General features: G+C 70.7%; 25 protein-coding genes. 13 read left to right on the top strand and 12 right to left on the bottom strand.

Features of this window, described 5'->3' with window-relative positions:
• The first annotated feature begins 13 nt into the window (after positions 1–13).
• The 5 genes from trpB to ACT4MF_RS09780 all read left to right on the top strand — a co-directional run bounded on the left by trpB (position 14) and on the right by ACT4MF_RS09780 (position 5273).
• The gene (trpB, locus tag ACT4MF_RS09800) at positions 14–1318 is read left to right on the top strand and encodes a tryptophan synthase subunit beta (protein ID WP_444682392.1); all 1305 of its coding nucleotides are present in this window, start codon (positions 14–16) and stop codon (positions 1316–1318) included.
• Positions 1319–2173 carry a tryptophan synthase subunit alpha gene (trpA, locus tag ACT4MF_RS09795; RefSeq protein ID WP_444682393.1) on the top strand — a complete coding sequence of 285 codons (855 nt, stop codon included), beginning with the start codon at positions 1319–1321 and terminating at the stop codon, positions 2171–2173.
• 82 nt (positions 2174–2255) lie between these two features.
• Complete coding sequence (locus ACT4MF_RS09790) at positions 2256–3047, top strand: 2-amino-3,7-dideoxy-D-threo-hept-6-ulosonate synthase (RefSeq protein WP_099255716.1); 792 nt, start codon at positions 2256–2258, stop codon at positions 3045–3047.
• Between the two features lie 167 nt (positions 3048–3214).
• Positions 3215–4387 (top strand): 3-dehydroquinate synthase II, encoded by a 1173-nt coding sequence (locus ACT4MF_RS09785; protein ID WP_444682394.1) that lies wholly within the window; start codon positions 3215–3217, stop codon positions 4385–4387.
• 271 nt (positions 4388–4658) lie between these two features.
• A complete protein-coding gene (locus ACT4MF_RS09780; protein ID WP_444682395.1) occupies positions 4659–5273 on the top strand; it encodes a hypothetical protein in 615 nt (204 codons plus the stop codon).
• Positions 5274–5317: 44 nt separating this feature from the next.
• Here the strand turns inward: ACT4MF_RS09780 and ACT4MF_RS09775 are convergent, their stop codons facing one another.
• Positions 5318–6208: a mechanosensitive ion channel family protein gene (locus tag ACT4MF_RS09775; RefSeq protein ID WP_444682396.1), complete on the bottom strand. Its 891-nt coding sequence runs from the start codon at positions 6206–6208 to the stop codon at positions 5318–5320.
• A gap of 52 nt (positions 6209–6260) precedes the next feature.
• Positions 6261–7784, bottom strand: a complete 1524-nt coding sequence (locus ACT4MF_RS09770) for a carboxypeptidase M32 (protein ID WP_444682397.1) — start codon at positions 7782–7784, stop codon at positions 6261–6263.
• Between the two features lie 125 nt (positions 7785–7909).
• Between ACT4MF_RS09770 and ACT4MF_RS09765 the strand changes: the two genes are divergently transcribed.
• A complete protein-coding gene (locus ACT4MF_RS09765; RefSeq protein WP_444682398.1) occupies positions 7910–8956 on the top strand; it encodes a threonine aldolase family protein in 1047 nt (348 codons plus the stop codon).
• A 353-nt stretch (positions 8957–9309) separates the two neighbouring features.
• Here the strand turns inward: ACT4MF_RS09765 and ACT4MF_RS09760 are convergent, their stop codons facing one another.
• The 3 genes from ACT4MF_RS09760 to pyrB all read right to left on the bottom strand — a co-directional run bounded on the left by ACT4MF_RS09760 (position 9310) and on the right by pyrB (position 11831).
• On the bottom strand, positions 9310–10170 hold the full coding sequence (locus ACT4MF_RS09760; RefSeq protein ID WP_444682399.1) for a glycoside hydrolase family protein: 861 nt from the start codon (positions 10168–10170) through the stop codon (positions 9310–9312).
• Positions 10171–10434: 264 nt separating this feature from the next.
• A complete protein-coding gene (gene pyrI, locus ACT4MF_RS09755) occupies positions 10435–10893 on the bottom strand; it encodes an aspartate carbamoyltransferase regulatory subunit (protein ID WP_444682400.1) in 459 nt (152 codons plus the stop codon).
• On the bottom strand, positions 10890–11831 hold the full coding sequence (pyrB, locus tag ACT4MF_RS09750; protein WP_444682401.1) for an aspartate carbamoyltransferase: 942 nt from the start codon (positions 11829–11831) through the stop codon (positions 10890–10892). Before pyrB ends, pyrI begins: the two co-directional genes overlap by 4 nt.
• Before the next feature lie 187 nt (positions 11832–12018).
• Here pyrB and ACT4MF_RS09745 point away from each other — a divergent pair, with 187 nt between their 5' ends.
• Positions 12019–12360 carry an ASCH domain-containing protein gene (locus ACT4MF_RS09745; protein ID WP_444682402.1) on the top strand — a complete coding sequence of 114 codons (342 nt, stop codon included), beginning with the start codon at positions 12019–12021 and terminating at the stop codon, positions 12358–12360.
• Between the two features lie 31 nt (positions 12361–12391).
• Here the strand turns inward: ACT4MF_RS09745 and ACT4MF_RS09740 are convergent, their stop codons facing one another.
• Positions 12392–13144, bottom strand: coding sequence for a DUF2797 domain-containing protein (locus tag ACT4MF_RS09740; RefSeq protein WP_444682403.1), 753 nt, complete (start codon positions 13142–13144; stop codon positions 12392–12394).
• 135 nt (positions 13145–13279) lie between these two features.
• On the opposite strand from ACT4MF_RS09740, the gene ACT4MF_RS09735 reads away from it, so the two are divergent.
• Positions 13280–13648 carry a BsuPI-related putative proteinase inhibitor gene (locus tag ACT4MF_RS09735; RefSeq protein ID WP_444682404.1) on the top strand — a complete coding sequence of 123 codons (369 nt, stop codon included), beginning with the start codon at positions 13280–13282 and terminating at the stop codon, positions 13646–13648.
• A 10-nt stretch (positions 13649–13658) separates the two neighbouring features.
• Here ACT4MF_RS09735 and menD read toward each other — a convergent pair whose 3' ends face one another.
• Together menD and ACT4MF_RS09725 are read right to left on the bottom strand one after the other, a co-directional pair.
• The gene (gene menD, locus ACT4MF_RS09730) at positions 13659–15515 is read right to left on the bottom strand and encodes a 2-succinyl-5-enolpyruvyl-6-hydroxy-3-cyclohexene-1-carboxylic-acid synthase (protein WP_444682405.1); all 1857 of its coding nucleotides are present in this window, start codon (positions 15513–15515) and stop codon (positions 13659–13661) included.
• A 60-nt stretch (positions 15516–15575) separates the two neighbouring features.
• Positions 15576–16181 carry a DUF1028 domain-containing protein gene (locus ACT4MF_RS09725; protein ID WP_444682406.1) on the bottom strand — a complete coding sequence of 202 codons (606 nt, stop codon included), beginning with the start codon at positions 16179–16181 and terminating at the stop codon, positions 15576–15578.
• 137 nt (positions 16182–16318) lie between these two features.
• On the opposite strand from ACT4MF_RS09725, the gene ACT4MF_RS09720 reads away from it, so the two are divergent.
• Positions 16319–16981, top strand: a complete 663-nt coding sequence (locus tag ACT4MF_RS09720; protein WP_444682407.1) for a nucleotide exchange factor GrpE — start codon at positions 16319–16321, stop codon at positions 16979–16981.
• Between the two features lie 20 nt (positions 16982–17001).
• On the opposite strand, the gene surE is transcribed toward ACT4MF_RS09720, so the two are convergent.
• The gene (gene surE, locus ACT4MF_RS09715; RefSeq protein ID WP_099254654.1) at positions 17002–17811 is read right to left on the bottom strand and encodes a 5'/3'-nucleotidase SurE; all 810 of its coding nucleotides are present in this window, start codon (positions 17809–17811) and stop codon (positions 17002–17004) included.
• A 121-nt stretch (positions 17812–17932) separates the two neighbouring features.
• On the opposite strand from surE, the gene ACT4MF_RS09710 reads away from it, so the two are divergent.
• Positions 17933–18277 carry a DUF5798 family protein gene (locus ACT4MF_RS09710; RefSeq protein WP_099254653.1) on the top strand — a complete coding sequence of 115 codons (345 nt, stop codon included), beginning with the start codon at positions 17933–17935 and terminating at the stop codon, positions 18275–18277.
• A gap of 16 nt (positions 18278–18293) precedes the next feature.
• On the opposite strand, the gene ACT4MF_RS09705 is transcribed toward ACT4MF_RS09710, so the two are convergent.
• Both ACT4MF_RS09705 and purD read right to left on the bottom strand, forming a co-directional pair.
• Positions 18294–18851: an acyltransferase gene (locus ACT4MF_RS09705; protein ID WP_444682522.1), complete on the bottom strand. Its 558-nt coding sequence runs from the start codon at positions 18849–18851 to the stop codon at positions 18294–18296.
• 91 nt (positions 18852–18942) lie between these two features.
• Positions 18943–20226, bottom strand: coding sequence for a phosphoribosylamine--glycine ligase (purD, locus tag ACT4MF_RS09700; protein WP_444682408.1), 1284 nt, complete (start codon positions 20224–20226; stop codon positions 18943–18945).
• Positions 20227–20356: 130 nt separating this feature from the next.
• Between purD and ACT4MF_RS09695 the strand changes: the two genes are divergently transcribed.
• On the top strand, positions 20357–22567 hold the full coding sequence (locus ACT4MF_RS09695) for a thioredoxin domain-containing protein (protein WP_444682409.1): 2211 nt from the start codon (positions 20357–20359) through the stop codon (positions 22565–22567).
• A gap of 41 nt (positions 22568–22608) precedes the next feature.
• Positions 22609–23718 (top strand): geranylgeranyl reductase family protein, encoded by a 1110-nt coding sequence (locus ACT4MF_RS09690; RefSeq protein WP_444682410.1) that lies wholly within the window; start codon positions 22609–22611, stop codon positions 23716–23718.
• Between the two features lie 23 nt (positions 23719–23741).
• Here ACT4MF_RS09690 and ACT4MF_RS09685 read toward each other — a convergent pair whose 3' ends face one another.
• Positions 23742–24209 carry a TRAM domain-containing protein gene (locus ACT4MF_RS09685; protein ID WP_099254649.1) on the bottom strand — a complete coding sequence of 156 codons (468 nt, stop codon included), beginning with the start codon at positions 24207–24209 and terminating at the stop codon, positions 23742–23744.
• Positions 24210–24341: 132 nt separating this feature from the next.
• On the opposite strand from ACT4MF_RS09685, the gene ACT4MF_RS09680 reads away from it, so the two are divergent.
• Entirely contained in the window at positions 24342–25580 is a 1239-nt protein-coding gene (locus ACT4MF_RS09680) for a mandelate racemase/muconate lactonizing enzyme family protein (protein ID WP_099254648.1), read from the top strand.
• Positions 25581–25611 lie beyond the last annotated feature (31 nt).

Here is a 25611-nt window from a genome sequence, read left to right as displayed (position 1 = left end):
CGGAGCACACGACATGAGCGAGACCGACACACGGACGACGGACGAGACGGAGAGCACGCGACGGCCCGGCCGCGAGCGGGGCCGCGACGACGGGAAGTTCGGGCGCTACGGCGGCCAGTACGTGCCGGAGGCGCTGATGCCCGCGATCGGGGAGCTCACGGACGCCTACGAGCGCTACGTCCTCAACAACGAGGACGGGTTCATGGACGAGTTCCGCGAGCGGCTCGCGGAGTTCGGCGGCCGACCGACGCCGCTCCAGCGCGCCGACCGGCTCTCCGAGCGCTACGACCGCGAGGTGTTCCTCAAGCGCGAGGACCTGCTTCACGGCGGCGCGCACAAGTTGAACAACGCGCTCGGGCAGGCCCTGCTGGCGAAGTACATGGGCAAAGAGCGCATCATCGCCGAGACGGGCGCCGGCCAGCACGGCACCGCGACCGCGATGGCGGCCGCCCACCTCGACATGCCCTGCGAGATCTACATGGGCGAGCGCGACATCAACCGCCAGCGCCCCAACGTCTTCCGGATGAAGCTCAACGGCGCCGAGGTGAACCCGGTCACCGCGGGACGGGGGACGCTGAAGGAGGCCATCTCCGAGACGATGCGCGACTGGGCGACTACCGTCGAGAACACCCACTACGTCATCGGCTCGATCGTCGGCCCGCACCCGTTCCCGGTGATGGTCCGCGACTTCCAGGCGGTCATCTCCGAGGAGGCGCGCGAGCAGTCGATCGAGAAGACCGGCGGCCTCCCGACCGACGTGGTCGCCTGCGCGGGCGGCGGATCGAACACCATGGGCGCGTTCGCCGACTTCGTCGACGACGAGGCGGTCGATCTGCACGCGGTCGAGGCGGGCGGCTCGACCCTGGAGGTCAACGAGGAGGCGGGCGTCGCTCCGAACTCGGCGTCGCTGTACACGGGCGAGGAGGGCGTGCTCCACGGCGCGCGCACGAAGCTCCTGCAGGACTCCGACGGGCAGATCATGGAGAGCCACTCGATCTCCTCCGGGCTCGACTACGCCGGCGTCGGCCCCGAGCTCGCGTGTCTCGTCGACGAGGGGCGGGTGAACCCGGTCGCCGTCGACGACGACGCGGCGCTCGAGGGGTTCCACCGCCTCTCCTCGACCGAGGGGATCATCCCCGCGCTGGAGACCGCGCACGCGTTCGGGTTCCTCGAGGAGCACCATGAGGACCTCGGCGAGCGCGTCGTGGTGAACGTCTCCGGGCGCGGCGACAAGGACCTCGACGCCGCCATCGAGGAGACGGATAAACGCGACATCGACGAGGCGCCCGACATGTCGATGTTCACGGGGGGGATCTGAATGGTGGAGACGGGCAACTCGGCCGCGATCGCCGAGGCGTTCGCCGACGGTCCCGCCTACATTCCGTACCTCGCCGTCGGCGATCCGGACTACGAGTCGTCGAAGGCGTACGTCGAGGCGCTCGACCGCGGCGGCGCGGACGTGATCGAGCTCGGACTCCCCTTCTCCGAGCCGATCGCGGAGGGGTCAACGATTCAGGGGGCGCTGGTCCGCGCGCTCGACGCCGGCATGACGCCGGACCGGTTCTTCGGCTTCGCGGAGGAGTTGGAGGTCGAGGCGCCGCTCGTCTGTATGACGTACTACAACCTGATCTACCAGTACGGGCAGGAGTCCGGTCCCAGGCCGTTCGTCGAGCGCGCCGCCGCGGCCGGCATCGAGGGGCTCGTGGTCCCCGACCTCCCGGCGGAGGAGGCCGACCCGCTGCGCGAGGCGTGCGACGAGTTCGGACTCGACCTCGTGTTCATCGTCGCGCCCACCACCGTCGGCGACCGTCTCGACCGGATCATGAGCCGGGTGTCCGGCTACGTCTACGTGCAGGCGCGGCTCGGGACGACCGGCGCGCGCAGCGACGTGTCCGACCAGACCACGCAGAGCCTCGACCGGCTCCGCGAGTACGACGTGCCGAAGGCCGTCGGGTTCGGTATCTCGGCCGGCGAGCACGCCGAGCGCATCGTCGCGGGCGGCGCCGACGGGATCATCGTCGGGTCGGCGCTCGTCGACATCGTCGCCGAGGGCGTCGAGGAGGATCTGTCGACCGCCGAGGTCGCCGACCGGCTGGAGGCGCTCTCGCGGGAGCTGAAGGGGGGCGCCGAGCGGGGCTACGCCGCCCGCGTCGAGGCGCCGGAGTCGCGGTGACTCCGATTTCGAGCCAATACGACCCCGAACGAAACCCACTTACCTACGATTGCCACACACTCACACAACGACCGACACCATCATGACAGCAGGACTCTCAGCACGACTCGACCGCATCTCCACAAACGACCGATACCTCATCGTCCCGATGGACCACGGGCTCACGATGGGCGCCGTCGAGGGGCTCGTCGACATCGAGTCGACGATCGACGGCGTCACGAGCGGCGGCGCGGACGCGGTGCTCACCCAGAAGGGGATCGCGCCGCGCGTCCACGAGAACAAGAACGACGCGGGCTACATCGTCCATGTGAACGGGTCGACCACGATCGGCCCCGACGAGAGCGACAAGCGCGTCACCGCCACCGCCGAGGACGCGGTACGCGCGGGCGCCGACGCCGTCTCGTTCCACATCAACGTCGGGTCGGACCACGAGCCGGACCAGATCGAGGAGCTCGCGGAGCTGACCGCGGACGCCGACCGGCTCGGCCTCCCCGTGCTCGCGATGGCGTACGCGCGCGGACCCGGCGTCGACAGCACGGACGCGGAGTCGCTCGGGCACGCCGTCCGGCTCGCCGAGGAGCTCGGCGCCGACGTGGTGAAGACGGGCTACTCCGGCGACGGCGACTCCTTCGCTCGCGTGACGGAGTCGACCCGCCTCCCGGTCGTCATCGCGGGCGGCGCGAAGGGGACGGACCGCGAAACGGTGGAGATGGTGCGCGGCGCGATGGACGGCGACGCGGCCGGCGTGTCGATGGGACGGTCGATCTTCCAACACGAGGATCCGGAAGGGATCGCTCGCGCGGTGTCGGCGGTCATCCACGACGACGCGTCGGTCGATGAGGCGCTCGCCGCGGGCGGGTTCGTCGAGGCGTAAGCCGGCCGCTCCGACAGGCGCGTCAGCAGGCGGCGTGTCTCCTCGAAAGCGTACACCGGACGACACGGCATCAGCGATGAGTGCGTTGTCGTCTTCGCGCCCCGTCGCCACGCGCAACGCCCGACCCTTCCGCAGTTTTCAAGCCCGCCCGCCGTGAGGTTCCGACAATGACACGCACGGTCTGGGTGAAGGCCGACGGCGACGTCGGCGACTGGGAGGCGCGCAAGCGACGGATCACGGCGGCCATCGAGGCCGGCGCGGACTGGGTACTCGTCGACGAGACCGACGTGGGGCGCGTCCGCGACCTCGGCGACATCTCGGTCGCCGCGTTCCGCTCGGAGGCGGACGTGATCGACGACGCCGAGGACGCCCCCGAGGCCGACGCCTACTTCGTCGGGAAGGGCGGCGAGGGCGACGGCACGATCGACATGCCCGAGGACCTGTCGGGCTCCGCGGACCTCACGACGGTCCGCCGGCGCGACGACCGCGCGCAGGGCGTCTACGTCCGGGTGCTCGGCACCGAGTACGAGCGCTTCGCCGAGGAGGCCGCGACCGACGCCGACTTCACGGTCATCGTCGGCGAGGACTGGTCGATCATCCCGCTTGAGAACCTGATCGCGCGGGTCGGCGAGGAGACGCACCTCGTCGCGGGCGCGACGACCGCCGCCGAGGCCCGGACCGCCTTCGAGACGCTGGAGATCGGCGCCGACGGCGTCCTCCTCGACGCGGACTCCCCCGACGAGATCCGCGGGGCGGTCGACGCCCGCGACGCCGCCGACCGCGAGACGCTCGACCTCCGGCACGCCGAGGTCACCGCGGTCGAGCGCACCGGGATGGCCGACCGCGTCTGTATCGACACCGGCTCGCTGATGGACGACGACGAGGGGATGCTCGTGGGGTCGATGTCGCGCGGGCTGTTCTTCGTCCACGCCGAGACCGCGGAGTCGCCGTACGTCGAGTCGCGCCCGTTCCGCGTGAACGCCGGCGCGGTCCACGCGTACGTCCGCAACGCCGAGGGCGGCACCAACTACCTCGCGGAGCTGACGAGCGGCGACGAGGTGCAGATCGTCGACACCGCCGGGCACACCCGCGAGGCGATCGTCGGGCGCGTGAAGATCGAGAAGCGGCCGATGTTCCGGCTACAGGCGGAGGTCGAGACGGAGGAGGGGACCGACCGCGTCGAGACGCTGATCCAGAACGCCGAGACGGTGAAGGTCGCGACCGCGGAGGGCAAGAAGGCGGTCACCGACCTCGAGGAGGGCGACGAGGCGCTCGTCTACTACGAGGACGTGGCGCGCCACTTCGGCGAGGCGGTTGAGGAAAGTATCATCGAGAAGTAGCGGGGCCGAGCGATGCGAGGCCCCGTTGCGAGCGGCGCAGCCGCGAGCAGAGTGGCCGACCAGGGGGAGGCCATGATAAACGAGCGGCCGACCGGGGGGAGGCCATGATAAACGAGCGGCCGACCGGCGGGGGCAATCACTCACGAGCCGGCGAGTGACGTGACCTTCCCGAAGAACGACACGTCCGACCGGATCGGAGTCGGCGTCGCATTCCTGTCAAAGGACTGCCCCGACCGTTACTATTACCAAACATGTTACCCTTCCTCGACCCATGGCTGTGAGTCACGAGCAGGGTCGCGTGACAGATGGAAGCGTAGTGGATCGCGTTCAGCATCTGGCATCGGCCGCGAACCCGGCGTTCGCGGTGGGGAGCATCGCGGTGCCGCTGTCGTTCGTGGTCGCGAGCGTGCTGTTGTCGAGCACCACGCTCCTTTTTTATACCCACGTCGCCGCCGGCGCGGTGTGGTTCGGGTTCGCGCTGATCTTCCCGGCGGTGATCGGGCCGGCCCTCGGCGGGTTGGACCGCGACACCGCGACGGCGGTGACGACGGCGCTCACCCCCAAGGTGGTGTTTTTCCTGGTCGGCTTCTCGCTGACGACCGCCATCTCGGGGACGCTCTTGCTCGGATCTGAATTCGGACTCGGCTACGGCTTCGGCGGACGGTGGCCGACGCTGTCTCTGGGCCTGGGCTGGGGCCTGTTCGTCTTCGGGCTCCTCGTGCCGAACCGGATCCACCTCAGCGCGTACTACGAAAGCCGATCGGCGGACCCCGACCCGTCGCGGCTCGAAGCGATCGAGAAGAAGAACCTCGTCGTCGGCCTGTTCGAGGCCGCAGCGATGCTCGGGATCATCGTCCTGATGACCGGGCTCCGACTGGGCGCATAACGGCTCTGTCGAAGTCGGGGTACCCGAGGCCGCCGAGTTCGCGTTCACTCGCCGCTCGAAGCGGACGAGTCGGGCGGGCGCTCCGTCACGGTCACTTCCCCCGAGAGCAACTGGGCAGACGGGGGGGCGAGCGTGATCCCCTCCTCGTCGAAGCGCCGTTTCACCGCCCGGCGGAAGTCGGAGCGAATCGTCATCAGGTCCTTGTCTCTCGGGTCGTCGACCCAGAACTCCGCCTGTATCGTGATCGCGTTGTCGCCGAGTTCGACGAGGCGGGCGTTCGGCGCCGGATCACCGAGGATCGGATCGAGCGTCGCGGCGATCTGTCGCAACTCCAGCAGGGCCCGCTCGGCGTCCTCGTAATAGGCGACGGACGCCTGTTCCGTGATTCGGTACGTGTTCCGACCGTAGGGTCGGGTGATGGCGTTGGTCGTGAGTTCGGTGTTGGGGACCGAGACGGTCTCGTTGTTCGGCGTCCGGATCCGAGTGACGCGGAAGTCGACCTCTTCGACGGTGCCGCTCCCGCCCGGCCACTCGATCCAGTCGCCGACGTTGAAATCCGGGTCGGCGACGAGGAACATCCCGCTGATAAGCGACCCGAACACCTGCTGTCCGGCGATCCCGAGCGCGAACGTGAGCGCCGCGATAATGACCGCCGAGTCGGAGAGCACCCGTCCGTAGCCGGCGGTGATGATGCCCGAGAGGGTCGCAAAGCCGATGAAGAGCACCCGTAGGTACGTCTTCGCGGCGGTCTCGATCGTCGGGTTGTTCAGGTTGCGCGCTCTCACGACGCGGGTCAGGAGGGGAACGAGAAACGCCTGACCGACGAGGTAGACGACCCCGAACCCCACGAGAAACCAGAACAGCTCCGGAAACACCTGATCGTACGCCGAGAAGACGTCTGTCGCCCACTCCGGCGGAGACACCTGACCGAGCATGCGCTACGAGTGGCGGCGTATCGCTAAAAACCCCGACCGCCGCGTACGCGAGCTAGATCCCGTACAGCTCGCCGTACTTCTGCTCGACGTAGTCGGTGAAGGCGTCCGCGTCGAATTCGTCGCCGGTCGCCCGTTTGACCAGCTCGTTCGTCTCGTAGCGGGAGCCGTGCCGGTGAACGTTCTCCGAGAGCCACTCGCGGAGGTCGTCGAAGTCGCCGTCGGCGATCTTCGCGTCGAGGTCGTCGATCTCGCTCTCGGCGGCCTCGAACAGCTGGGCGGCCATGACGGAGCCGAGCGAGTAGGTGGGGAAGTAGCCGAAGTTGCCGTGGCTCCAGTGGATGTCCTGGAGACAGCCCTCGGCGTCGTTGTCGGGCCGGATCCCGAGGTACTCCTCGTACTTGTCGTTCCAGACCTCGGGCACGTCCTCGACCGCGAGATCGCCGCGAACCAGGTCGCGCTCGATCTCGAACCGGACGACGATGTGGAGGTGGTAGGTGAGCTCGTCGGCCTCGACGCGGATGAGGTTGTCCTCGTGGACCTGGTTGACCGCCTGATAGGCGTCCTCGACGGTCGCGTCGTCGGTCTCCGGGAAGTGCTCTTTGAACGTCGGGAGGAACAGCTCCCAGAACGCTCGGCTGCGGCCGACGTGGTTCTCCCAGAGCCGCGACTGCGACTCGTGAACCGACAGGTCTCGGGACTCGCCGAGCGGCGTCCCGAACTGCTCCTGCGGGAGCCCGAGGTTGTACTGCGCGTGGCCGAACTCGTGGATCGTGGAGCTGACGGCGCCGAGCGGGTCGGACTCGTCGAATCGGGTGGTCACGCGGCAGTCGAACTGGTTCCCGGCGGTGAACGGGTGCGAGGAGACGTCGAGCCGGCCGCGGTCGAAGTCGTAGCCGACCAGTTCGAGGGTCTCGCGCGCGAGCGCCTCCTGTTCGTCTTCGGGGAACGTCCCCTCGAAGGTGTCGACGGCGAGGTCGGCGTCGGACTCGCGGATCGCGTCGATCATGGGGACGAGCGTCTCGCGGAGCTCGGTCAGGATCGACTCCGCGCGCTCCATCGAGAGGCACGGTTCGAACTCCTCGAACAACACCTCGTAGGGGTCGCGGTCGGGGTCGATGTGCTCGGCGTACTCGCGCTTCAGCTCGACGTGTTTCTCCAGGTGCGGCGCGAACGCGTCGAAGTCGTCCTCGGCTTTCGCCGCTTCCCACGCCTGCAGCGCCTCCGTGCTCGCCTCGGAGATTTCCTCGACGAGCTCGACGGGGACGGCGTCGGCGCGCTCGTACTCGCGACGGACCTCGCGGACGACCGCCGCCTGTTCGTCGGTGAGCTCGGCGTCGGCGAGCTCGTCGAGCAGGTCACCCGTCTCCTCGTCGGTGAGGAGGTCGTGACGGAGCGACGAGAGCGTCGAGAGCTGCTTCGACCGGGCGGGAGTGCCGCCCTCGGGCATCATCACCTGCTGGTCCCACCCGAGCACGCCGGCGGCGCTCCCGACCGTGTTCCAGCGTCGAACGCGGTCGAGGAGGGCGTCGTACGCGTCGGGGGCGTCGGCTGCGTCGTCGGCGACTTCCGTTGCCATGCGCCGGAGAACGGCCGCGTCGGTTAAGAAGGGACCGGACGCGATCCTCACCCGCCGCGTGATGACGGTCGACCCCGTCCGGAGCGCGACCTATTTCCCACCGGCCGTCGAACCGATACCAACGAATGTCCGAAGCCGCCGCGTTCATCGACCTGCGATCCGACACCGTCACCGCGCCCTCAGCGGCGATGCGCGAGGCCGCCCGCGACGCCGAGGTCGGCGACGACGTGTACCGCGACGACCCCACCGTCAACGAGCTGGAGCGCCGCGCCGCCGACGCGGTCGGGACGGAGGCCGCGCTGTACGTCCCCTCCGGGACGATGGCCAACCAGATCGCCGTCCACGTCCACACCGAGCCCGGTCAGGAGCTCCTCCTGGAACGCGAGTCCCACATCTACCGATGGGAGCTGGCGGGCGCGGCGAAGCTCTCTGGCGCCCAGACCCGGACGATCGACGCGGGCGACCGATGCGTCCCGACGCCGGAGGCCGTCCGAGAGGGGCTCGTCGAGGAGGACCTCCACCGCCCCGGGACCGGGCTCCTCTCGCTGGAGAACACCCACAACTACCGCGGCGGCACGGCGGTCCCGGTCGAGCAGATCGCGGCGGCCGCCGAGGTCGCCCGCGACGCCGACGTACCGGTCCACCTCGACGGGGCGCGCGTGTTCAACGCCGCGGTCGCGCTCGGCGTCGACGCGAGCGAGATCGTCGATCCCGTCGACACCGTCACGTTCTGCCTCTCCAAGGGGCTCGGCGCGCCGGTCGGCTCGATCGTCGCCGGCGACGAGGCGTTCGTCGAGGAGGCTCGGCGCGTCCGCAAGCTGTTCGGCGGCGGGATGCGGCAGGCGGGGATGATCGCCGCGCCGGGCCTGCTCGCGCTGGAGAACGTCGACCGGCTCGCCGACGACCACGCCAACGCGGAGCGGCTGGCGACCGGCCTCGACGCGCTCGACGGGGTCCGGGCGCCCGAGCCCGACACCAACATCGTCGTCGCCCACACCGACGACAGCGGAATCGCGGCCGCGGACCTCGTGGCGGCCTGCGAGGAGGCCGGCGTCGGCGGCGTGGAGTTCGCCGAGCACACGACGCGGTTCACCACGCACCTCGACGTCGACGGGGACGACGTCGACGCCGCGATCGATCGGATCGGCGACGCGGTCGCGGAGCTGGCGTAACTGTCGTCGTCAGCGCGTATCCACGTCTCTGCGGCAGGTAATGCGCCGTTCGCGTTCGGCGACTCGACCGACGAGCCGTCGGCTCAGCGTGTAGGACGACCGCCGCTACGGTGCGGACGTTGAAAGGTGGCCGCCTCACGCGAACGCGAGACGACCAGTGGTGTCGCACACCGGCGGCCGGTCGAGTAATGGTCAGCCGCTCCGATACTTAAACCCTCGTTCGTGCGGCGCCGGTCGGGCCGGGTGAGCGACAGAGACAGTGGGTCCGGGTGAGTGCGCCGGCGGAGGCGGTCGGACAGGTGAGTGGGTTGCCGGAGGCGGTCACCGGAGACGGTGTTGCTCCGACGACCTGATCAGTCGGGTCGGTGGACTTCGCCCTCGCGCTCGTCGGCGTCCTTCCGGCGGAGCGCGGCGGCGGCGTTGTTGGCGTCGTAGCCGAAGAACACGTCCTTCGCGTAGCGCTCCGCGACCTCCGTGGCGTGGATCAGGTCGTCGACGTCGACTTCCACCGCGTACAGCTCCAGCGAGAACGGCGTCTCGGGCGGCGCGCCGTGCACGTCGTAGTCGCCGCCGAGCCGCGAGCGGAACCCGCGGGCGATGGTCTCCAGCCAGTAGGTCGTGGCGTATTCGGTGTCGTACAGCGGGACCACAAACTCGTCGACGTGCTCGGCGAGCCGATCGAAGTCGAGGCCGGCCCGCGCTCGCAGGTGGTCGGGGTAGGGGTCCGGGTACAGCGTGAGCAGCACGCGACCGGGCACGCGCTCGGCGGCGTCGGCGACGAACTCGGTGATCACGTCGGCGCGCCAGTCGGTCCAGTCGTCGCGGTCGCTCTCGGCGAAGCGCCGCTCGCAGCGATCGCAGTGACAGAACCCCTCCCGCGGGAACCCCACGTCGTCGAGGCGCACGTCCTCGTTTTCGGCGGCGCAGTCCTCGATGATCTCCAGCAGTCCCTCGCGGTACTCCGGGTGGGTGGGGCAGATGTACGCCCAGTCGAAGTAGTCGCGGTCGCGGGTCGCCGGCTCGCCGCGCTCGTCGACCGGGACGAGCTCGGGGTTCTCGCTCGCCGCGGCGTTGTCGCCGAAACACGACACCATGTTCACGGCGTTCGGCAGGGGCGCGGCCGCCCGCCCCGTGACGTCTTTCACCTCGTAGAAGCCGAGGTCGAACGGCTCCATCTCGACCTCGTCGGCGTTTCGCGTGACGACCCCGTACATGTGCGCCGCTACGTGACTGACGGGTAAAAACGGCGGGCATCCGCCCGCGAGGAGTGGTCGGCGAACGCTTCGGCGGCGGGTCGCGCGGCGGTCCGATTACTCGACTTCGACCGGCTCCTTGTCGCCGGCGAACAGGAAGTACGCGAGGGCGACCAACGACAGGACCAGGACGAGCTTCAGTTTCTTGCTCATACCTGACGCGTCGGGCGGCGGCCGCTAAAATCTACCGGAGCCTCGCCGATCGCGGCCGGGAGCCGCCGGCCGTCACACGTCGATGTGGTTGGCGATGTCGGCGCGGAGGATCGTCGAGCAGTAGTCGCAGCGAACGCCGTCGGCGACCACGTCGAACCGGGTGTCGACCGGCTCGTCGGCGTTCGTGATGCAGTTCCGGTTCGGACACGAGAGCACGCCCGTCACGCTGTCGGGGCGCGTGACGCGGTTCTTCTCGACCACTTCGAAGTCGCGGACGATGTTGATCGTCGCCTCGGGCGCGATGAGCGAGAGCACGTCGACCTCGGACTGCGAGAGCTCTCGCTCCTCCACCTTCACGATGTCCTTGCGGCCGAGCCGGTCCGAGGGGACGTTCATCCCCACCGAGACCCCGTACCCCTCGGAGCCGTCGATGCCCAAGATGGCGAGCACGTTGAGCGCCTGCCCGCCCTCGACGTGGTCGATGACGGTGCCGTCGCGGATCTTCGAGACCCGCAGCTCGTGGTCGCTCATCGGTCCACCTCCATCCCCTCGGTGGCCTCGGCGTTTTCGAGGAGGGTGTCGAGCAGCGCCATCCGCACCGGGATCCCGTTGTGCGCCTGCTCGAAGTAGGTCGCGTGGTCGGTCTCGTCCACGTCGGGCGCGATCTCGTCGACGCGCGGGAGCGGGTGCATCACGGTGAGGTCGTCGGACGCGTCTTCGAGCGTCTCGGCGTCGATCTGGTACTCGCCGGCGACGCGGTGATACTCGTTCTCGTCCGGGAACCGCTCCTTCTGGATCCGGGTGACGTACAGCACGTCGAGCTCCTCGAGCACCGGTTCCAGCTCCTCGTGTTCGCGGATCTGCGCGCCGGTCTCGTGGAGGTCGAAGCGCACGGAGCGCGGGAGCCGCAGCGACTCCGGGCTGATGAAGTGCTGGTTGGCGTCGAATTCCGTGAGCGCCGCCGCGAGCGAGTGCACCGTGCGACCGTACTTCAGGTCGCCCATGATGCCGACCGTGAGGTCGTCGAGCCCGTGGTTCTCGCGGATCGTGTGGAGATCGAGGAGGGTCTGAGAGGGGTGTTGGCCGGCGCCGTCGCCGGCGTTGACGACCGGGACGGAGACGTGCTCCGCGGCCAGCGTCGCGGCGCCCTCGCTCGGGTGGCGGAGGACGAGGGCGTCCGCGTACCCCTCGATGACGCGCACGGTGTCCGTGAGCGACTCCCCCTTCGACACCGACGAGGAGTCCACGTCGCCCATGTCGATGGTGTCGATGCCGAGGCGTTTGGCCGCGCTGTCGAAGCTCATCCGGGTGCGCGTGCTCGGCTCGAAGAAACAGAGCGCGAGCACGCGCCCGGCGTGCCGGTCCGCGTAGGCGGCGGGGTCGTCGGCGACCGCCCGGGCCCGGTCGAGCACCGCCTCGATGTCATCCCGCGAGAGCTGCGTCGCGGTGATGAGGTGGTCCTGACGCATCGTCCGAGAAGGGGACCGGCAGTATCTTGAATCCCTCGGCTCGGCCGCCGACGCGGGTGTTCACGTCCGTGGATACGGTCGCCGTCGACGGCTTCGAGATTCGCAGAACGCGCGGCGCGTCAGCACGGATCGCTCCGGCGGCGCCCCCGGCCACGCGTATAAACCGATCCGCGCCCAACGGACGGGTATGTCCGAGAACGACGCGGCGGACGACGCCGCCAACGACCCGGCCGACCTGCTGCCGAACGACCGCGTGAAACAGAGCGCGCTCGACGGCGACGTGACCCAGCTTCACCGCGGGAACCGGTACGGCGAGGAAGGCGACACGTTCGAGATCGACGGCGTGACCTTCGAACTCACCGCGGTGACCGAGCGCACCCTCGGCGACATGACCGACGAGGACGCGAAACGGGAGGGGTCGCCGTCGCTGGAGGCGTACAAGGAGCGAATGGTGCGCGCGCACGGCGGTAACTTCGACTGGGACGACGACGCCGACGTGGTGCGACACCGGTTCGAGCGCGCCGAGTGAGCGGCGGCCAGCGCGTCGGTTCCTCGGGGGTTCACTCGCCGAACGCGCCCAGACTCGACTGCAGTTCGCGGTTCGGAACTTCCTCGGTCAGCTCGTACCCCACCAGCTCCCTGGCGTCGACCGCGTACGTCGACCCGCCGCGGTCGAGCACGAGCACGCGCCCCTTCCAGCCGCGCACCGTCCCCGCTGCCATCGTCTCGGCGACGGGACGGTCGTCGAGGTCGAGGCCGTAGTCGAACGCGAACCGCTCGATCGGATCGAACCCGTCCAGCAGCGCCTCCCACGCCGCCGCGTCCACGCCGCGCCCGAATTCCGAGAGCTTGGTCGGAACGCGCACCCGGTCGACGAGGCCGTCGCGCGTCGCCAGTTCGGCCTCAACCTCGCGCGCGACCCGCCCGTCCGGGTACGTTCGGACGTGGGCCGCGCGGTCGGCCCCCTGCTCGCGGAGACGGGTCTCCAGCCGCCACAGGCGCGTGACGCCCACCTTCAGCACGTCGGGCGCGAACGCCGCGAGGTACACCGCGTGCGCCTCGTGGCAGTCCATCTCGTCTTTCAGACACGACCCCGTGCAGCGAGCGCAGACCCAGACGTGTCGGTGGGCGTCGCAGTACGGGGCGTCGTCGGCGTCGCAGGCGACGTGCTCGCCGTCGTGAACCGTTCCCGCACAGCGGCGCTCGCCGAGCCCGAAGGCGAGCTCCGTCCCGGGGGTCGCCTCGACGAACTCGACCGCGCCGCCGCTGGCGACGGTGAACCCCTCGCCCGACTCGTAGCCGACGACCTGCACGCGCTCTCGTACGGGGAGCCGCGACTTAGGCGCGTCGTCGCCGGACCGGTCAGGTGTGGCCTCCCGTGACGGTCCCGCCGCGCGACGAGCCGGCCGCCACGTGCTTTTAACCCGGTTCCCGCGCGATGCCCGTCCATGCTCGACGCCGCGCTCGCCGTCGACGCCACCGACGACGGCGACGGGATCGTCCTCGCCCTAACGGTGCGCAACGTCGGAGACGCGCCGGAGACGCTGCGGTTCCGGACCGGCCAGCGCGCCGACTTCGCCGCCTACGGGAGTGACGAAGAGGGCGGAGGTGGCGGTACAGCCGGCGACCCAGTCTGGCGGTACGGCACCGGGCGACTGTTCACGCAGGTGCTCGGGAGCGAGACGCTCGAACCGGGCGAGGCGACCGCGTACGAGGGAACGTGGGAAGACCCGCCGTCGGGCGAGTACCGCATCGTCGGCGAGGTGACCGCCGAGGAGCGCGACCTGAGCGCGACCGCGACGGCCGCGGTCGAGTGAGCGGGCCGGGTTACGCTCGTTCGTCACCGTGCACCGCGCGCTCGACCGCCGCTTCGAGGCGCTCGCGGGTGCGGTGGCTCGTCTCGGCGTCGGTCCGCACCTCGATCAGGTGCGAGCCGTCGGCGTCGCGGGCCCGCCGGTACGCGTCCGCGAGGTCGTCGGCGACGGCCGCGGCGGATTCGGCCGCTTCCGGTCGCTCCTCGGGCCGCGCGTCGATCCGCGCGTACGCCAGCCCGTGGAGGTCGGCCAGCGGCTCGAACTCGATGCCGTGCGGCGTTTTGAACGCCTCCGTGAACTCCGGCTCGAACGACTCGATCGGGAGCGCGTGGAAGATCCCGCCGCCGTCGTTGTTGATCAGCACGATCGTTGCGTCCACGTCGCAGCGGTCGAGCGCGAGCAGCCCGTTGCCGTCGTGGTACAGCGCCAGATCGCCGACGACGAGCGTGAGGTCGTCGGTCGTCGCCGACCCGGCGCCCAGGGCGCTGGAGACGATGCCGTCGATGCCGGAGACGCCGCGGTTGCCGAGGGCGGTGACGCTCGTCGTCGTCGGCCCGACGAAGCGGTCCAGGTCGCGGACGGGCATCGAGTTGGAGACGAACAGCGTCGCGGGGTCGGGGAGCGCGTCGGCGACGACGCGGAGCGCGTCGCCCTCGTGGAAGGGGGTGTCGTCGGTCGCGGGGTCGTCGCCGTCCTCCGCCCGGCCGTGAATCGCGCCGGCGGTCCGGTCGGCGTCCTCCCACTGCGCGCGCCAGTCGGCGTCGCCGTTCCCCCCGACGACGAGCCGGGAGAGGCGGGCGCAGAGGCGGCTCGGTTCGGTGACGACGAGGTCGGTCGCCGCGAACTCCGCCTCGCGCCAGCGTCCGGCGGGGTCGACCTGATACTGGTCGGCGCCCGTCTCGGCCAGGTACTTGCGGAGGCGCTTGGCGGTCGGCGACGCGCCGAGCCGGAGGACGAGTTCGGGGTCGGTCCAGTCGGCCCCGGTCCCGGACGCGCCGGCGACCTCCGCCGAGAGGTACGCGTCGTAGGCGCCGATGACCGGCGCGACGCGCGTGTGCCCGCCGAACCGGACGCCGGAGAGGGGGTCGGCGAGAACCGGGAACCCCGTCGCGTGCGACAGCGCGGTGACGGCCTCGGCGTCGAGCCCCGGCGGGTCCGCGGGGCCGGCGACGATCAGCCCGCGGTCGGTCGTCGACAGCTCGTTGGCGAGCCGCTGGAGCTCCTCGTCGCCCGGCTCGGGCGATCCGGGGGTCACGTCGACGTAGGGGCCGTCGCGCCCGCGCTCCGCGGTCGGATCGAGGTCGGCGGGCACGTCGTCGGAGACGGGAGTCGGCTCCAGCGGCTTCTTGAAGGGGACGTTGAGGTGGACCGGCCCGGGGTCGGCGCCCTCGGCGGTCCCGACCGCGCGGGCGACGGTGGTCCGGAGCGACCGGAGCGCCCGATCGTTCGGCGCGGGCTCTGGCAGGTCCTTGTAGAACCGGACGGCGTCGCCGTACAGCTTCTCCTGATCGGCGGTCTGGTTCGCGCCCGAGTCGCGGAGCTCCGGCGGGCGGTCGGCCGTGAGCGCGAGCAGGGGGACGCGGGCCTCGCTCGCCTCCATCACGGCGGGGTGGTAGTTGGCGGCGGCGGTGCCGGAGGTGCAGATCAGCGGCGTCACCGCCCCGGTCCGACGCGCGCGTCCCAGCGCGAAGTAGGCGGCCGAGCGCTCGTCCAACTGGGAGAAGACGCGCAGGTCGTCGTTGCGCACGGCGGCCATCGTCAGCGGCGTCGAGCGACTTCCGGGCGAGGCAACGACGGCGTCGACGCCGGCGGCGACGAGCTCGTCGACGAGGGCGCGCGCCCACAGCGTGTTCCGGTTCGGCGCAGTCATGACGACCGCTTAGGTGTCCCGATTTAAATACTCCCGCGGGTCGGGCGCGGTCGGGTTCGCCTACTCCCGGTCGAGTCGCGAGAGCCCGTGCCACACCGCGTCGACGAGGCGCTCTTCCCCCTCGCCCGCGGCGTCGGCCCACCCGCGAGCGAGCGCGTCCTCCAGCACGGGGACGGGGTGGTTCTCGAAGTTGTTCATCCCGCGGAACGTTTCGAGGGCCTCGCGCTCGGCATCGCCGAACGCCTCGGAATCGTCGGCGGCGGCCTCGCCCTCGTCGAGGAACCCGAGGTCCGCGAGCGCGGCCGACACCGCCGCGGCGGCCTCGCCGGTCAGCTCTCGGGTGTCCGCGGGCGCCTCGCGCTCCAGCAGGGTCACGTCGTACAGCTTGAACACCCGCTCCAGCTCGTCGATCGGCGCGTCGTGGTCGTCGACGCGCACGTCGACCCATCGGTCGTTGCGCCTGTCGTACCCGCCCTCCGGCTTGGCGACGTACAGCGCCGCCGACTGCTCGCCGCGCTTGTCGCCGCCGGCCTCGTTGCCGGCGTCCGCGCTCGCGAACGGGACGACGGCGCCGACGCCGATGAACTTCGACTGGACCGCGACGCCGACGGCGTCGGTCTCCGGGTCTCGCGCGACGATCGAGAAGGTCGAGGGGCGGGCGGGCATGCGGGTCGTGCGATCGACCGGGAGCATCATAAACTCGGTCGGAAGCCGGCTTCCGTGTCCCTCCGACGGACTCCGCGCCGCCGCCACGGTCGCTCCGTTCTGCAACGCTTATGCACGCCGACCGACTTCGATCGGGTATGAGCGACGACGACGCCGTCGACGTCGAGGTCGAGTCCCCCGACGACGCCGCGCGGACGAACGGCACCGCGGACGCGACCGCCGAGGGAACGAGCGGCGAGTCGGCCGACGCGAACGGCGGCGCCCGTGACGAGGCGCTGGCCGCCGCCGTCGCCGAGCACGACGAGGCGCTCGCGCGCGAGGTCGCGGCGCTGGAAGCGGATCTCGACGAGACGCGCGCCGACCTCCTCGAAGCCGAGGAGGAAGTGGAGGAGCTGACGAGCAAGCTCGCTCGCGTGAAGGCCGACTTCAGCAACTACAAGCAGCGCGCCAAGCGCAAGCAGGACGAGATCCGCGAGCGCGCCTCGGAGGCCCTCGTCGAGCGCATCACGCCCGTCCGCAACGACCTCCTGCGCGCGCTCGATCAGGAGGAGGGGAGCGACCTCCGACCGGGCGTCGAATCGACGCTGGAGAAGTTCGACGAGGTGCTCGCCGACGAGGGCGTCGACCCCATCGATCCCGACCCCGGCGAAGCCGTCGACCCCGCTCGCCATCAGGTGATGTTGCGGGTCGAGAGCGACCAGCCGGAGGGGACCGTCCACGAGGTGTACGAGCCCGGCTACGAGATGGGCGACCGCGTGGTCAGCGAGGCGAAGGTCACCGTCAGCGCCGACGAGGAGTAGACTCGACCGAGGCGATCGGGTCACCGAGCGTTCTCGGTCGTCTGGCCGTAGGCCGCCACGAGTTCGTCGAGCCCCGCGTCCGGCTCGGCCGCGTGGGGGACCGACAGCGGCGAGACGGAGACCTCGCCGTCGACGACCGCCCGGCGGTCGGTGCCGACCGAGTCCGGGACATCGCCCTCGTTCATCCGCCCCCAGATCGGGTCCGAGAAGGTGACGCGACCGTTTCCGTCGTGCGCCGCCTCCATCCCGTACCACGGTGAGGGGGCGGTGACGCGCATCGGCGCCGGCGTCTCTCCTCCCCCGTCCGCGATCGGGGCGTTGACGTTGAGGTAGTCGGCGCGGTCGAACGCCCCCGTCGCGGTCGCCTCCGCGACGAGGTACCGCGTCGCGCGGGTCGCGTGCGAGAACTCCGCCGGCTCCAGGTCCCGCTTCCACCAGTCGTCACCGCCCGGGACGTACATGGAGGTCGCCACCGCGGGCACGTCGAAGAAGGCGGCCTCGACCGCGGCGGAGACGGTTCCGGACCGACCGAGGGTGTACGCGCCGAGGTTCGCCCCTTCGTTACAGCCCGCGACCACGACGTCGGCGTCCGGGACCAGCGTGTCGAGCCCCGCGACGACGCAGTCGACCGGGGTGCCGTCGACCGCGTAGCCGAGCTCGTGGTCCGCGATGTCGACGCCGTCCGAGAGGGCGCGACCGGCTGACGACCGGTCGCCGGTCGGCGCGACCGCGACCACGTCGTAGTCGGCCGCGAGCGCGTCGTAGAGCGCTCTGAGCCCGACGGCGTCGATCCCGTCGTCGTTCGTTAAGAGGACGCGTTCGACGCTCATACCGGTACCTCGGGGCGGTTCGGCCAAAAGTCCACCGTCGCGGTCCGGGGCTGGCGGACACGGCGACCGCGAGCCGGCGCCGAACGGAAAGGCCCACGTATCTCGGCGCCGATCGACCGGTATGGGATTCGGGGACACGGCGAAGAAGATCCAGACGCTCGCCGACAAGGCGGAGCGCACGTACCAGAAGATCAACGAGCTCCGCAACGAGGTCGAGGAGACGCAGACGACGGTGATCGACACCTCAGAACGGGTCCAGCAGCTCGAAAACGAGATGGCCGAACAGCGGGCCGTCCTCGACGCGGTCGCGCGCGAGGTCGGCGTCGACCTGGAGAGCGTGAGCACCGAGGCTCACATCACCGACGCCGAAGCGATCGCCGCGGCGAACGGCGGCGACGCCGAGGACGCTCCGGACGCCGAGGACGCTCCGGACGCCGACGAGTCGGCGGACGACGCCGGGGCGTAACTCCGAGACGGCCGGGTTACTCGCCGCCCGCTCCGCTCCCCTCGTTCGCCCGCGAAACGACCTCGGCCGGCACGCCGGCGACCGTCGTCCTCGGCGGCACGTCGTCGGCGACGAGCGAGTTGGCGGCGACGCGGGCGCCCTCGCCGATCGTGACGCCCGGGAGGACGACCGCGCCCGCGCCGATCATCGCGCCCTCTTCGACGGCAACGTCGCCGAGGCGATACTCGTCCTGGAGGAACTCGTGGCAGAGCAGCGTGGCGTCGTACCCGATGATGGCGTCGTCCCCGACCGCGATCCGCTCGGGCCAGAACACGTCGGGCGTCGACTCCAACCCCCACGAGACGCCGGCGCCGACGGTGACGCCGATCCGGCGCAACAGCCAGTTCTTCAGCCGGAGGCTCGGGCAGATCCGGGCGAGCACGATCACGACGTAGTTGCGGACGACCGCGAGCGGCGACTTCGCGTCGGGCCACGACCACAGGGAGTTCCGCGCGCCGCCGGTCGCGTGGCGCTCCAGTCGGTCGGTGCGGGCGGTGTCTGCGTCCACGGTGCCCGCGGTGTCGGTGTCCGCGATGCCGGTCTCCGCGGCGCCGAGACGGTCGTCCTCGTGAGTCACGGGAGTGTGTTCGCGCGGCTCCGGTAAAAGGCTCGCTGACGGGGCGGCGCTACTCGCGGAGAGCGGCCATGTGCTCGATCCGACGCTCGACGAGGTCGGCCGTCCCGATGTCGTGGCGGATGCGGACCCGGTCGCCCGCCGCGGCGAGCGCGTCCTCGGCCTCCGCCTCCGCGGCCGCGATGGAGTCGCCGCGACCGACGACCGCGAACGACCGGGAGGTGGTGGTGTACAGCCCGTCGTCGCGCTCGTCGACGCTGGCGTAGTAGAGGAGCGCGTCGCCCGCGCTCTCCTCGTCGACGGCGATCTTCGCGCCCGCGTCGGGGTCGGTCGGGTAGCCGTCGGGCACGGCGTACTTACAGACCGTCGCCTCGCCGGAGAAGGCGAGGTCGGGGAGGGCCTCGCCGTCGCGCGCGGCCGTGAGCACGTCGAGGAAGGGCGTCTCCAACACCGGGAGCGTGTTCATCGCCTCCGGGTCGCCGAAGCGCGCGTTGAACTCGACGACCTTCGGACCCGCCTCCGTGAGCATGAACTGGCCGTAGAGGACGCCCTTGTAGTCGGGGAGCGCGTCGACGACCGCCTCCAGCACGTCGACGGCGGCGTCGTAGTCGCCCCCGCCCATGAACGGCAGCGAGAGATCGGTGTCGGTGTACGACCCCATTCCGCCGGTGTTCGGCCCCTCGTCGCCCTCGTAGGCGCGCTTGTGGTCCTGCACCGCGGGGGTCGTGCGGAGCTCGCCGTTGGCGACGAACGCCTGCACGGTGAACTCCTCGCCGACGAGCCGCTCCTCCAACACGACCCGGTCGTAGTCGGAGTCGCGAAGGTACGTCTTGGCCTCCTCGGCGGTCACCTGATCGCCGATCACCTTCACGCCCTTGCCGCCGGTGAGCCCGACCGGCTTCACCGCGAGGTCGCCGTCGTAGGCGTCGACGTACTCGCAGGCGGCCTCGATGTCGTCGAACACCGCGTAGTCCGGACAGCCGGGGATGTCGGCCTCGTCCATGAACTCCCGCTGGTACGCCTTGTCCGTCTCCAGCCGCGCTTCCTCGGCCCGCGGGCCGAACGCGTACACGCCCGCCTCGTCGAGCGCGTCGGCGACGCCCGCGGCGAGGGCGGACTCCGGTCCGATCACCGCCAGATCCGCGCTGACCGCGGTGGCGTAGTCGGCGACCGCCTCGGCGTCGGTCTCGTCGATCATCTCGAACCCGTCGGCGAGCCGGCGGATCCCCGGATTTCGGTTGCTCGCGCAGGCGTACAGCGCGCAGTCGTCGGCGACGGCGCGGGCGATCGCGTGTTCTCGCCCGCCGCCCCCCACCAAGAGTACGGTCTCCGTCATGTGCGACCGATGACTGCACGGTAGTGTAAACTTTACCCTCTATCCACACGCTAATGTGCATATTCGTGCGTATCTCTGTCCGACGAGGCGCTTGTGACGGGTTTTTGCCGCGCCGGGCCGAATCGGACGTATGTCACAGCCGACCGAACGGAACCGCCTCGACGGGGAGGCGAGCCCGTACCTCCAGCAGCACGCCGACAACCCCGTTAACTGGCAGCCGTGGGGCGAGGAGGCGTTCGAGCGCGCCCGCGAGCACGACGTTCCCGTGTTCGTCTCGATCGGCTACTCCTCGTGTCACTGGTGTCACGTGATGGCCGAGGAGAGCTTCGAGGACGAGTCGGTCGCCGCGGTGCTCAACGAGGAGTTCGTCCCCGTGAAGGTCGACCGCGAGGAGCGCCCCGACGTGGACAGCACGTTCATGACCGTCTCGCAGCTCGTCACCGGCGGGGGCGGATGGCCGCTCTCCGCGTGGTGTACACCGGATGGAGAGCCGTTCTACGTGGGGACTTACTTCCCGCCCGAGCCGCGCCGGAACCAGCCGGGGTTCCGCGACCTCTGCGAGCGCATCGCGGACTCGTGGGCGGACCCGGAACAGCGCGAGGAGATGAAGCGGCGGGCCGACCAGTGGGCCACGAGCGCCCGCGACGAGCTGGAGTCAGTTCCGGAGCCGGCGGTCTCCGGAGACGACGGCGACGCGGGCGCCCCGGGCGCCGACCTCCTCAACGAGGCCGCGGCCGCCGCGATCCGCGGGTACGACGACGAGTACGGCGGGTTCGGGAGCGGCGGCGCGAAGTTCCCGATGCCCGGTCGGATCGACGTGCTCCTGCGGGCGTACGCGCAGACCGGGCGCGACGCCGCGCTCACGGCCGCGACGGGCACCCTCGACGGGATGGCCCGCGGCGGGATGTACGACCAGATCGGCGGGGGGTTCCACCGGTACGCGGTCGACCGGCAGTGGACGGTGCCGCACTTCGAGAAGATGCTGTACGACAACGCGGAGCTCCCGCTCGCGTACCTCGACGGCTACCGGCTCACGGGCGACGCCTCGTACGCCCGGGTCGCGAGCGAGACCCTCGGATTCCTCGACCGCGAACTCCGCCACGAGGACGGCGGCTTCTTCAGCACGCTCGACGCCCGAAGCCGACCGCCCGAGAGCCGGCGCGGGGACGCGGGCTCCGAGGGCGGTGACGGGGGCGATCACGACGACGTGGAGGGCGCCTTCTACGTCTGGACGCCCGGCGAGGTCGACGCGGTCCTCGACGAGCCGGCGGCCGCCCTCGCGAAAGACCGGTACGGAATCGAATCCGGCGGGAACTTCGAGCGCGGCACGACCGTCCCGACGCTCGCGATGTCGGTCTCTGCGCTCGCCGACGAACACGACCTGTCGCCGGAGGGGGTCCGAGAGGCCCTCACTGCGGCCCGCGTCGCGCTCTTCGAGGCGCGCGACTCGCGGCCTCGCCCCGCCCGCGACGAGAAGGTCCTGGCGGCGTGGAACGGGCGGGCGATCTCCGCGTTCGCCGCGGCCGGGCGGGTCCTCGGCGGGCCGTACGCCGAGATCGCGACCGAGGCGCTCGCGTTCTGCCGGGAGCGCCTGTACGACGAGGAGACCGGCGACCTCGCCCGGCGCTGGCTCGACGGCGACGTGCGGGGGCCGGGCTACCTCGACGACCACGCGTTCCTCGCGCGCGGTGCTCTCGATACCTACTCGGCCACCGGCGACCCCGAGGCGCTCGGGTTCGCGCTCGATCTGGCGGCGACGGTCGTCGACGACTTCTACGACGCCGACGACGGGACGATCTACTTCACGCGGGACCCGGACGTCGCCGCAGATGACGACGACACGCTCTTCGCCCGGCCGCAGGAGTTCACCGACCGATCGACCCCGTCGAGCCTCGGCGTGGCGGCGGAGACGCTCGCGGCGCTCGACGGCTTCCGGACCGACCGCGAGTTCGCCGACGTCGCGGAACGGGTCGTGACGACCCACGCGGACCGGATCCGCGCGAGCCCGCTGGAGCACGTCTCGCTGGTGCGCGCGGCCGACCGCGTCGCGTCCGGCGGCGTCGAGGTGACGGTCGCCGCCGACGCGGTGCCGGACGCGTGGCGCGAGGCGCTGGGGGAGCGCTACCTGCCGGGCGCCCTCGTCGCCCCCCGACCGCCGACCGAAGACGGTCTCGCGGCGTGGCTCGACCGGCTCGGCATGGACGACGCCCCGCCGATCTGGGCCGCTCGCGACGCGGTCGACGGCGAGCCGACCGCCTACGTCTGCGAGGGGCGGACGTGCTCGCCTCCGGAGACCGACCTGGACGCGGCGCTGGAGTGGCTGGCGGAGCGGCGCGAGTAAGCCGCGTCGTCGTTATAAGGCCGCGTCACCACGCTCCGTCCATGCACGATTTCGTCGTCGTCGGCGCGGGACCGCCGGGGTCGCGGTTCGCCCGGCGCGCCGCCGCGGCCGGCCGCGATGTCGTCGTCTTCGAGAAGGGGTCGGTCGGGACCCCGCTGGCCTGCTCCGGGCACGTCTCCGACGACGTGTGGGAGTACGTCCCCGACGACGCCCGCGACGAACTCCTCCAGAATCGGGTGTACGGCGCGCGGTTCCACGTCGGGGGACCGGAGTCGCGAGCGTACCCGTTCTACAAGCCGGAGCCCGTCTCGAACGTGATCGACCGCGTCGGGCTCGACCGCGCGCTCGCCGACTGCGCGCGCGACGCCGGCGCGGACGTGCGGGAGAACCACACGGTCGTCGGCGTCGAGGAGCGTTCAGACCGGGTCGTCGTCGAAGTCCGGACGCCAGCGGGCGACGTGGAGGAAGTCGAGGCGCGGATGGTCGCCGGCTGCGACGGCCCCACGTCGCGCGTGAGGCGGTCGCTCGATCTCCCCGAGCCGGACGAGCTCCTCCACGGGGTGCTCGCGTTCGACGACGCGCCCGACGACGGCGACCTCGTCGACGTCCACCTCACCGCGCCGACGTTCTTCGCGTGGCGGATCCCCCGCGGCGACGCGGGCGTCGAGTACGGGCTCGCCGCGCCGCCGAGCGACGACGTGTCCGCGATGTTCGACCGACTCACCGACGCGTACGACGTGACGACGGACCGCTTCTGCTCGGGGGCGATTCCGGTCGGCCCGCCGGACCGCGTGACGACCGACCGGGCGTTCCTCATCGGCGACGCCGCCGCGCAGACGAAGCCGTTCACCGGCGGCGGGATCTGCTACGGGATGACCGCGGCCGACGTGGCGGCCGAGGCGATCGACCCGGCGGACCCGGCGACGCTCGCCGCGTACGAGTCGGGGTGGCGCGACGCGATCGGCACCGAGATCCGGCTCGGCTCGGCGATCCGCCGGTGTTACTCCCTCCCCGAGCCGGTGCAGCGGGCCGGGTTGTGGGCGCTGTCGGGCGAGATCGGCGTGCACATGGACCGGCCGAGCTCCTTCTTCTCGCCGGCGCACCTCAAGAAGCTGTTCTCGCGGAGCGATCCCGCGGACGCGCCGCGGTAGCGCTCGCCGGCGAGCCGCGCTGCCTACTCCTGAACGACTTCCGCGAACGAGACGTTCTCCCGGACGCTCGTGATCTCGACGGTCGGCTCGTCGCCCGGCTCGGAGTCGGGGACGATGACGACGTAGCCGCGCTCGATCTTCGCGATCCCGTCGCCCTTGTCCCCGAGGGTCTCGATCGTCACCTCTCGCACGTCGCCCTCGGAGACCGGCGGGCCGGAGGCACCGGCGTCGTCCGCCGGTCGCGTCGTCGACGCCGGCGATCCCCCCGCACCGTCGCCGGAGACCGCTCGGTCCGCGGCCCCGTCGGTCGCGACGGTCGCCGCCGACCCGCCGTCGCCCTCGCGTTTGATGAGCGCGACCCGGTACGACTCGCCCGCCTCGACCGTGCCGTGGTCGATCTCGGTGGCGGGGATCGTGACGACGTGTTCGCCGCCGCGCTTTTCGACGGTTCCAGTAAAGAGACACTTCAGCGAATCGGTGAGTTCGACCATGCAGACCGTTGCGGGTACGTCAATGAAAAACTCCCTATTTAGGTAGCCGGCGGAACGCGGCGTTCGCGACGGCTCCAGACCCGACCCCGGAAGAACATAAACGTTTACCCTGTTACGAATAAATCGGGTGCTATGAGCCGGAACTACGAGTCACTCCACGACCCGAACGCGGAGTACACGATGCGAGAGCTCTCCGCCGAGACGATGGGGGCGACGGGCTCGCGCGGCGGCGGGCGCGACGTCGAGATCACTGACGTGCAGACGACGATGGTCGACGGGAACTTCCCGTGGACGCTGGTCCGCGTGTACACCGACGCGGGCGTCGTCGGCACCGGCGAGGCGTACTGGGGCGCCGGCGTGCCGGAGCTCATCGAGCGCATGAAGCCGTTCGTGGTCGGCGAGAACCCGCTCGACATCGACCGGCTGTACGAGCACCTCATCCAGAAGATGTCGGGCGAGGGCTCCGTCGAGGGCGTCACCGTCACCGCGATCTCCGGGATCGAGGTGGCGCTGCACGACGTCGCCGGCAAGATCCTCGACGTGCCCGCCTACCAGCTGCTCGGGGGCAAGTACCGCGACAAGATGCGCGTGTACTGCGACTGCCACACCGAGGAGGAGGCCGATCCCGAGGCGTGCGCCGACGAGGCCGAGCGCGTCGTCGACGAGCTCGGCTACGACGCCCTGAAGTTCGACCTCGACGTGCCGAGCGGCTTCGAGAAGGACCGCGCGAACCGGCACCTCCGCCCCGGCGAGATCCGCCACAAGGCGGAGATCGTCGAGCAGGTCACCGAGCGCGTGAAGGATAAGGCCGACGTGGCCTTCGACTGCCACTGGACGTTCTCGGGCGGCTCCGCGAAGCGCCTCGCGGACGCCATCGAGGAGCACGACGTGTGGTGGCTCGAAGACCCCGTGCCGCCGGAGAACCTCGAGGTGCAGGAGGAGGTCACCAAGAGCACGACCACGCCCATCGCTGTCGGCGAGAACCGCTACCGCGTCACCGAACAGCGCCGCCTCATCGAGAACCAGGCGGTCGACATCGTCGCGCCCGACCTGCCGAAGGTCGGTGGGATGCGCGAGACCCGCAAGATCGCGGACGTGGCGAACCAGTACTACGTCCCGGTCGCGATGCACAACGTCGCCTCCCCGATCGCGACGATGGCGGCGGCTCACGTCGGCACCTCCATCCCGAACTCGCTCGCGATCGAGTACCACTCCTACGAGCTCGGCTGGTGGGAGGACCTCGTCGAGGAGGACGTCATCGAGGACGGCTACATCGAGGTGCCGGAGAAGCCGGGTATCGGCCTCACGCTCGACATGGACACCGTCGAGGAGCACATGGTCGAGGGCGAGACGTTGTTTGACGAGGCGTAAGCCTCGTCGTGCTCGACCGACGGAGTCGGTC

Source organism: Halorubrum sp. FL23 (assembly GCF_052439115.2).
Taxonomy (GTDB): Archaea; Halobacteriota; Halobacteria; order Halobacteriales; family Haloferacaceae; genus Halorubrum; species Halorubrum persicum.
The sequence above is the reverse complement of the archived record's forward strand: the minus strand, read 5'-3'. Positions and strand labels throughout refer to the sequence as shown.

Bases quoted from the DNA above. Each gene is read 5' to 3' on its own strand.
- trpB (WP_444682392.1), top strand. From the start codon at position 14: ATGAGCGAGACCGACACACGGACGACGGACGAGACGGAGAGCACGCGA.
- trpA (WP_444682393.1), top strand. From the start codon at position 1,319: ATGGTGGAGACGGGCAACTCGGCCGCGATCGCCGAGGCGTTCGCCGAC.
- ACT4MF_RS09790 (WP_099255716.1), top strand. From the start codon at position 2,256: ATGACAGCAGGACTCTCAGCACGACTCGACCGCATCTCCACAAACGAC.
- ACT4MF_RS09785 (WP_444682394.1), top strand. From the start codon at position 3,215: ATGACACGCACGGTCTGGGTGAAGGCCGACGGCGACGTCGGCGACTGG.
- ACT4MF_RS09780 (WP_444682395.1), top strand. From the start codon at position 4,659: ATGGCTGTGAGTCACGAGCAGGGTCGCGTGACAGATGGAAGCGTAGTG.
- ACT4MF_RS09775 (WP_444682396.1), bottom strand. From the start codon at position 6,208: ATGCTCGGTCAGGTGTCTCCGCCGGAGTGGGCGACAGACGTCTTCTCG.
- ACT4MF_RS09770 (WP_444682397.1), bottom strand. From the start codon at position 7,784: ATGGCAACGGAAGTCGCCGACGACGCAGCCGACGCCCCCGACGCGTAC.
- ACT4MF_RS09765 (WP_444682398.1), top strand. From the start codon at position 7,910: ATGTCCGAAGCCGCCGCGTTCATCGACCTGCGATCCGACACCGTCACC.
- ACT4MF_RS09760 (WP_444682399.1), bottom strand. From the start codon at position 10,170: ATGTACGGGGTCGTCACGCGAAACGCCGACGAGGTCGAGATGGAGCCG.
- pyrI (WP_444682400.1), bottom strand. From the start codon at position 10,893: ATGAGCGACCACGAGCTGCGGGTCTCGAAGATCCGCGACGGCACCGTC.
- pyrB (WP_444682401.1), bottom strand. From the start codon at position 11,831: ATGCGTCAGGACCACCTCATCACCGCGACGCAGCTCTCGCGGGATGAC.
- ACT4MF_RS09745 (WP_444682402.1), top strand. From the start codon at position 12,019: ATGTCCGAGAACGACGCGGCGGACGACGCCGCCAACGACCCGGCCGAC.
- ACT4MF_RS09735 (WP_444682404.1), top strand. From the start codon at position 13,280: ATGCTCGACGCCGCGCTCGCCGTCGACGCCACCGACGACGGCGACGGG.
- menD (WP_444682405.1), bottom strand. From the start codon at position 15,515: ATGACTGCGCCGAACCGGAACACGCTGTGGGCGCGCGCCCTCGTCGAC.
- ACT4MF_RS09725 (WP_444682406.1), bottom strand. From the start codon at position 16,181: ATGCCCGCCCGCCCCTCGACCTTCTCGATCGTCGCGCGAGACCCGGAG.
- ACT4MF_RS09720 (WP_444682407.1), top strand. From the start codon at position 16,319: ATGAGCGACGACGACGCCGTCGACGTCGAGGTCGAGTCCCCCGACGAC.
- surE (WP_099254654.1), bottom strand. From the start codon at position 17,811: ATGAGCGTCGAACGCGTCCTCTTAACGAACGACGACGGGATCGACGCC.
- ACT4MF_RS09710 (WP_099254653.1), top strand. From the start codon at position 17,933: ATGGGATTCGGGGACACGGCGAAGAAGATCCAGACGCTCGCCGACAAG.
- purD (WP_444682408.1), bottom strand. From the start codon at position 20,226: ATGACGGAGACCGTACTCTTGGTGGGGGGCGGCGGGCGAGAACACGCG.
- ACT4MF_RS09695 (WP_444682409.1), top strand. From the start codon at position 20,357: ATGTCACAGCCGACCGAACGGAACCGCCTCGACGGGGAGGCGAGCCCG.
- ACT4MF_RS09690 (WP_444682410.1), top strand. From the start codon at position 22,609: ATGCACGATTTCGTCGTCGTCGGCGCGGGACCGCCGGGGTCGCGGTTC.
- ACT4MF_RS09685 (WP_099254649.1), bottom strand. From the start codon at position 24,209: ATGGTCGAACTCACCGATTCGCTGAAGTGTCTCTTTACTGGAACCGTC.
- ACT4MF_RS09680 (WP_099254648.1), top strand. From the start codon at position 24,342: ATGAGCCGGAACTACGAGTCACTCCACGACCCGAACGCGGAGTACACG.